Consider the following 7097-nt stretch of genomic DNA (forward strand, 5'->3'; position numbering starts at 1 on the left):
TCACCCCCTAGGCTTCGGGAGACCACCCAGAGCCCGGCCGACCGGCCCTGACCATCGGGGCCCGGGCGCCACCGGGCGTCGTCTTCTCCTGGAGGAAGAATGGCTGACCGCAAGAAGAACGCGCGGCGGATCACCGCCGTCGTCGCAGGTCTCGCACTGACCGGCGCCACGGCCGTCGCGGCGAACGCCGTCACGTCGCAGATCGCGGCGCCGGAGGGCAAGATCGTCGGGGCCGGCGCGCCGGGCGCCGTGAAGGACTCGTACATCGTGGTGCTCAAGGACGGCACCATGGCGACCACCGAGGTGAGCACGACGGCCAAGGGCCTGGCGAAGAAGTTCGGCGGCACTGTCGAGTCGACGTACTCGAAGGTCGTCAACGGGTTCGAGGCGCGCATCTCGGAGGCGGAGGCGCTGGAGCTGGCCGCCGACCCGTCGGTCGCGTACGTCGAGCAGAACGCCGAGGTCTCGATCTCGGAGACGCAGTCGCCCACGCCGTCGTGGGGGCTGGACCGGCTGGACCAGGACGCGCTCCCCCTCGACGAGTCCTACACGTACCCGAGCGCCGGCGAGGGCGTGACCGCGTACATCGTCGACACGGGCGTCCTGACCTCGCACAGCGACTTCGGCGGCCGCGCCGTCAGCGGTCTCGACGCCGTCGACGGCGACGACGACGCGACCGACTGCAACGGCCACGGCACGCATGTGGCCGGGACCGTGGGCGGGACCGAGCACGGGGTGGCCAAGGCCGCCACGATCGTGGCCGTGCGGGTGCTCGACTGCGAGGGTGGCGGCACCAACGCCGGCGTCATCGAGGGCATCGAGTTCGTCGCGACGGACCACGACGCGGGCGAGCCGGCCGTGGCGAACATGTCGCTCGGCGGCGGGTTCTCGCAGGCGCTGAACGACGCCGTCGCGGCCGCCGTCGCGGACGGCGTGCCGTTCGCCGTGGCCGCGGGGAACGAGTCGCAGGACGCGTGCAACACGTCGCCGGCGAGTGAGCCGACGGCGCTGACGGTGGGCGCCACCGAGGAGACGGACACCATGTCGTCGTTCTCGAACTTCGGCGAGTGCCTGGACATCTTCGCCCCGGGTACCGACATCACGTCGACGTGGATCGACTCGGACGACTCGACGAACACGATCTCTGGGACCTCGATGGCCAGCCCGCACGTCGCCGGGGCCGCGGCGCTGGTGCTGGGGGCGAACCCCGCGGCGACGCCGGACGAGGTGGCGTCCGCCCTGGTGGAGGGCGGGGTCGCGGACGCGATCCCCGATGCCGGGGCGGGTTCGCCGAACGTGCTGCTGAACGTGAGCGGGATCTGATCGGGCCGAGGGGCTGACGGACGGCGGTGGGTTCGCCGGGCGGCGGTGCAGGGCGGGGCCGGGTGCGCATCCCGGTCCCGCCCTGCGGCGTTCCGGCGGTATCGCCCGGCGGCTCGACCGGCCGGCCTCCACCGTGACGCGCGGGGGACTGCGCAACGGCGGACCCGGCCGGCGGCCGCGTCGGCCCCGGACCACGACGACACGGCCCTCGCCGAGTACGAGGAACTGCTCTCCGGCGTGTTCCAGGCCCAGGGCTTGAACCGGATGGGCTCCCGCGTCCTGACCTGCCTCTTCCTGTCCGACGACGGCGCGCTCACCGCCGCCGAGCTCACGCGCCATCTCCAGGTCAGCCCCGCGACGGTGTCCAAGGCGATCGCGTTCCTGGAGTCGCAGACGCTGGTGAGGCGCGAACGGATCGACGGGCGGCGGGACAGGTACCTCGTCGACCCGGAGCTCTTCTACCAGGCCACGATCGCCAGCGCCCGGTCCCACGACCAGCTCATCGCGCGGCGCAGCACGGGGCCAGGCTGGGCGCCGGCTCCCCCGCAGCGGCGCGGCGGTGCCGGCGCCACGCAGGTCGCGCGAAGCCCACACACTACTGGCGCGGGACCACCACCTGAAGGATCCCGGGATGTTGGTCTTCTTCGGGTCACCCCCGCTGGCGCGGGGACTGCCCGCCGTTCCCGGTGACCGTGACGCGGCACCCGGGGTCACCCCCGCTAGCGCGGGAACTGCGCAATGAGCGCCGGCTCGTTGAGCACCTTGCCCGGGTCACCCCCGCGGGCGCGGGGACTGAGAGTACGGCACCACCACGGGGATGAAGCCCTCCGGGTCACCCCCGCTGGCGCGGGGACTGCGAGAGCCCGAAGGCCCCCGCGGCGAAGAACGGGGGGCCACCCCCGCTGGCGCGGGGACTGCAGCGCGGCGTTCTGCCGCACGGCGCGGCGGGTGGGGTCACCCCCGCTGGCGCGGGAACTGCTTACCCGCCCGCGTGATCGCCAGCACCATCGTGGGGTCACCCCCGCTGGCGCGGGGGCTGCGCCAGCTCCTCCGCACCCTCGTCGTTGAGCCGCGGGTCACCCCCGCTGGCGCGGGGACTGCCCGTACAAGGTGGCGTGGAAGCGCGAGTCGGGCGGGTCACCCCCGCTGGCGCGGGGACTGCACCGGGATTCCGGTGTCGGGCCGGATCAGGTTCGGGTCACCCCCGCTGGCGCGGGGACTGCTTCGGGCCTGCCGTGGGGAAGCTGGCCGCCGCGGGGTCACCCCCGCTGGCGCGGGGACTGCAGGTTCAGGGGTACGGGCGTCTCGGCCGGTCCCGGGTCACCCCCGCTGGCGCGGGGACTGCGGCTGGGACTCGACCGTGACGAGGCCGGCGCGGGGGTCACCCCCGCTGGCGCGGGGACTGCGCGGTGCGAGCCGCGCGCGCGCAAGTCGAGGCGGGGTCACCCCCGCTGGCGCGGGGACTGCCCGAGGCGCCCTGCAGGCGCCCCTGTGGTGTGGGGGTCACCCCCGCTGGCGCGGGGACTGCGGCGTCGGCCGGCGGCGCAGCAGCGCGGCCAGCGGGTCACCCCCGCTGGCGCAGGAACTGCAACCGCCGCCAGGAGCGGACGGACAACTACCAGGGGTCACCCCGGCTGGCGCGGGGACTGCGCCGGCGCTTCCACCAAGCGCTTCGTCGGCAAGGGGTCACCCCCGCTGGCGCGGGGACTGCGCGGCCAGCGTGTTCAGCTGCCCGAGGACCGCCGGGTCACCCCCGCTGGCGCGGGGACTGCACGACAGCCATCTCCGCCTTGCCCTTCTCGCGCGGGTCACCCCCGCTGGCGCGGGGACTGCCCCGCGATGGGCAGGCGCGGGGCCAGGTACGGGGGGGGTCACCCCCGCTGGCGCGGGGAATGCCAGAGTTCGGGTGATTGAAACGTAAGATTTCGGGGGTCACCCCCGCTGGCCCGGGGACTGCTCGAGCAGCACGGCGATCCGGGCGCTCGGCCTCGGGTCGCCCCCGCTGGCGCGGGGACTGCTACGGCACGGAGAGCATCCCCGAGGACCTGGAGGGGTCACCCCCGCTGGCGCGGGGACTGCCGTTCAGCCGATCGCGCGCCCCCGCGAGCCGTTGGGTCACCCCCGCTGGCGCGGGGACTGCACCGGGCGTTGCCTGCATCGAGGGTCACGTCACGGGTCACCCCCGCTGGCGCGGGGACTGCCCTTCTCGTAGTTCCTCATCGTGTTCGAGTGGAGGGTCACCCCCGCTGGCGCGGGGACTGCCGGCCAGCATCTGCACGATCCGAGCGGTCGCCGGGGTCACCCCCGCTGGCGCGGGGACTGCTTGGCGTCACGACGCACGTTCGCGATGGCCTGCGGGTCACCCCCGCTGGCGCGGGGACTTGCATGTCGCGGAGGCTCCGGTGCGGTCGTAGCAGGGGGTCACCCCCGCTGGCGCGGGGACTGCAAGATCCGCGCGGCGGCCGCGCGGCCGATCAACGGGTCACCCCCGCTGGCGCGGGGACTGCAGCGGGACGTTCTTCCACCGCGGGATGAGGTGGGGGTCACCCCCGCTGGCGCGTCGCCGAACCGGACGTGGGCCACCGGGTCACCCCCGCTGGCGCGGGGTCTGCTGCTCCTGCGTCGGCGGGTCGGGCAGGAGGTCGGGGTCACCCCCGCTGGCGCGGGGACTGCCAACTGGGGGACGGCTGGTCGCGGTGCTCGCCGGCGGGTCACCCCCGCTGGCGCGGGGACTGCGTGTGCGCCTGACGAGGGCGCCTCTGACTGCCTGGGTCACCCCCGCTGGCGCGGGGACTGCTGGAACGCTGGCCCGTTCGGCGCGTCGACGCAGGGGTCACCCCCGCTGGCGCGGGGACTGCATCGCGGGCTGGTGCATGACGTTCAGCACGAAGGGGTCACCCCCGCTGGCGCGGGGACTGCTGCAGGTGCGCGATGATCGCGCGCAGGTTCACGGGGTCACCCCCGCTGGCGCGGGGACTGCCTGCTCGACGCCGTGCCGAAGTTCTGGCAGCCGGGGTCACCCCCGCTGGCACGGGGACTGCGGAGCTGTCGACCGGCTTCGGTGCGATGTTCGGGGGTCACCCCCGCTGGCGCGGGGACTGCGGCGAGCACGTAGGGCACGGCGCCGGTGGCGCGGGGTCACCCCCGCTGGCGCGGGGACTGCGCCACGAGGACGGCGTACAGGGCCTTGCGCGTGGGGTCACCCCCGCTGGCGCGGGGACTGCGTTGTGCGGCAGAGTGCCGGACTTGATTGGAGGGGGTCACCCCCGCTGGCGCGGGGACTGCGTGTGACCTGTGGGTGAGTGGGCGCATCAGCTCGGGTCACCCCCGCTGGCGCGGGGACTGCGACGGGCCGGGCGAGTGGAACAGCCAGATCGAGGGGTCACCCCCGCTGGCGCGGGGACTGCAGGTAGCCGGCCGCGAGCGCCACGGTGATGGTCGGGTCACCCCCGCTGGCGCGGGGACTGCGTCGGGCCGAACAGCTCGGCGATGATGGGCGCCGGGTCACCCCCGCTGGCGCGGGGACTGCGAGGTATGCCTCCAGGTCGTTGCGGAGGCCGTCGGGTCACCCCCGCTGGCGCGGGGACTGCCTCCCACTTGTCGGGGTTCGGTCCGGCGCCCTCGGGTCACCCCCGCTGGCGCGGGGACTGCGATATGTCACGGTCTGGCCTAGCTCGAACGGGCGGGTCACCCCCGCTGGCGCGGGGACTGCATCCGTGAGGTCTCCCAGGTCGCACTGCCCGCGGGGTCACCCCCGCTGGCGCGGGGACTGCCCGCTCGCGTTCCGGTTGGTGCGGGCCGCGTTCGGGTCACCCCCGCTGGCGCGGGGACTGCTCCTCTGCGGCCTGGTCGTCATCGCCGGCCCCCGGGTCACCCCCGCTGGCGCGGGGACTGCCCGTACCCTGCACGGGCTCCTCGCCCGGCATGAGGGTCACCCCCGCTGGCGCGGGGACTGCATCATCCCGAAGCGCCTGGACGGGAAGCGCGGCGGGTCACCCCCGCTGGCGCGGGGACTGCGAGGAGACCCTCTGCAGCATGGCGTTCATCGGGGGGTCACCCCCGCTGGCGCGGGGACTGCATGATCGACGGGCCGGAGGCGAGCCGCGCTGCGGGGTCACCCCCGCTGGCGCGGGGACTGCGCCGGCGTGAACGTCACGGAGTCCACGTGCTTCGGGTCACCCCCGCTGGCGCGGGGACTGCACAATCCAAGTTGGGAACACAACCGGGGTTGTGGGGTCACCCCCGCTGGCGCGGGGACTGCCTCGCGGTGCCGCTCGTGATCGTCACGCACCTGGGGTCACCCCCGCTGGCGCGGGGACTGCGGGACGCCGAGCGGGAGCACGGCGAGGCGGATGGGGTCACCCCCGCTGGCGCGGGGACTGCTGAACGCGACGGCGGCCGGGCTGGTCAGGTCGAGGGTCACCCCCGCTGGCGCGGGGACTGCTCTCGCGGCGTCGCTTTCGGCGTGCGCGTGTCGGGGTCACCCCCGCTGGCGCGGGGACTGCCTCACGGCGGCTCGGGCGGCGGCCGTGACGGCCGGGTCACCCCCGCTGGCGCGGGGACTGCTTCGGCACCGGCTCGATCTACGAGGCCGAGTTCGGGTCACCCCCGCTGGCGCGGGGACTGCGCGGGGTCGTGGATGCGACCGGCGTCGGCCGACGGGTCACCCCCGCTGGCGCGGGGACTGCACCCCTGACCAGCGTTAATTAGGTTCACCACACGGGTCACCCCCGCTGGCGCGGGGACTGCGACATGGTCAACGGCGGCGTGGACACGGGCCTGGGGTCACCCCCACTGGCGCGGGGACTGCGTCCGCACCCACGGTGAGGTCAGCACGGACATGGGGTCACCCCCGCTGGCGCGGGGACTGCTCGCGGAGCTCGTCGAGCTGGTCGAGCGCGATCGGGTCACCCCCGCTGGCGCGGGGACTGCACGTGCATTCCGAAAGGCTGGTGTTCGGGCGGGGGGTCACCCCCGCTGGCGCGGGGACTGCACATCCCGTTCCTGTCCGATGTGCGGGATTTCCGGGTCACCCCCGCTGGCGCGGGGACTGCACGCTCGGCGGCCCCGAGGTCGAGCAGCAGTTCGGGTCACCCCCGCTGGCGCGGGGACTGCCGAGGACCTGGTCGAGTGGATGGGCACACGTGAGGGTCACCCCCGCTGGCGCGGGGACTGCTTCACGAACGAGGGCCTGACCGTCGAGGCCGAGGGGTCACCCCCGCTGGCGCGGGGACTGCGTCTCGATCGCGCCGGACGGAACGGCGGTCTTGGGGTCACCCCCGCTGGCGCAGGGACTGCCTACGCGGCGTCGGTGTATGACGAATTGCCCCCGGGTCACCCCCGCTGGCGCGGGGACTGCGTGATCGGGGCCTGGCACGTCAACGGCGGTGGCGGGTCACCCCCGCTGGCGCGAGGACTGCATGATCCGCCTCGACGTGTGCGGCGGTAAGCCGGGGTCACCCCCGCTGGCGCGGGGACTGCGCTTCGTCGTCGGGATGGGCGCTGAAACTCAGGGGGTCACCCCCGCTGGCGCGGGGACTGCCCGTTGCATGACGTCGAGTCCATTCTTCCGGACGGGTCACCCCCGCTGGCGCGGGGACTGCGACTGGATCCGTCAGGCGGAGAACGCCGCGCGCGGGTCACCCCCGCTGGCGCGGGGACTGCATGGCGGCGGCCTGCATCGCGTCGGACTCGATCGGGTCACCCCCGCTGGCGCGGGGACTGCGCCGTGAACGCCTACCGGGACTACGTGGCCGGGGGGTCACCCCCGCTGG

Annotated in this window: 1 protein-coding gene, 1 pseudogene and 2 CRISPR repeat arrays; the gene and the pseudogene both read left to right on the forward strand. The window is 74.7% G+C overall.

Annotated elements, in window-relative coordinates; genetic code table 11:
- Positions 1-99: 99 nt before the first annotated feature.
- Positions 100-1323 (forward strand): S8 family peptidase, encoded by a 1224-nt coding sequence (locus tag ABD208_RS16340; RefSeq protein ID WP_344104934.1) that lies wholly within the window; start codon positions 100-102, stop codon positions 1321-1323.
- Positions 1324-1587: 264 nt separating this feature from the next.
- Positions 1588-1683, forward strand: a pseudogene (locus ABD208_RS20470) (MarR family transcriptional regulator); the annotation flags it as partial.
- 286 nt (positions 1684-1969) lie between these two features.
- Positions 1970-3831: a CRISPR direct-repeat array (repeat unit 28 nt; unit sequence GGGTCACCCCCGCTGGCGCGGGGACTGC).
- A 76-nt stretch (positions 3832-3907) separates the two neighbouring features.
- A CRISPR array of direct repeats spans positions 3908-7048; the repeat unit is 28 nt; unit sequence GGGTCACCCCCGCTGGCGCGGGGACTGC.
- Positions 7049-7097 lie beyond the last annotated feature (49 nt).

The organism is Myceligenerans crystallogenes (genome assembly GCF_039529775.1).
GTDB lineage: Bacteria > Actinomycetota > Actinomycetes > Actinomycetales > Cellulomonadaceae > Myceligenerans > Myceligenerans crystallogenes.

Bases quoted from the DNA above. Each gene is read 5' to 3' on its own strand.
- ABD208_RS16340 (WP_344104934.1), top strand. From the start codon at position 100: ATGGCTGACCGCAAGAAGAACGCGCGGCGGATCACCGCCGTCGTCGCA.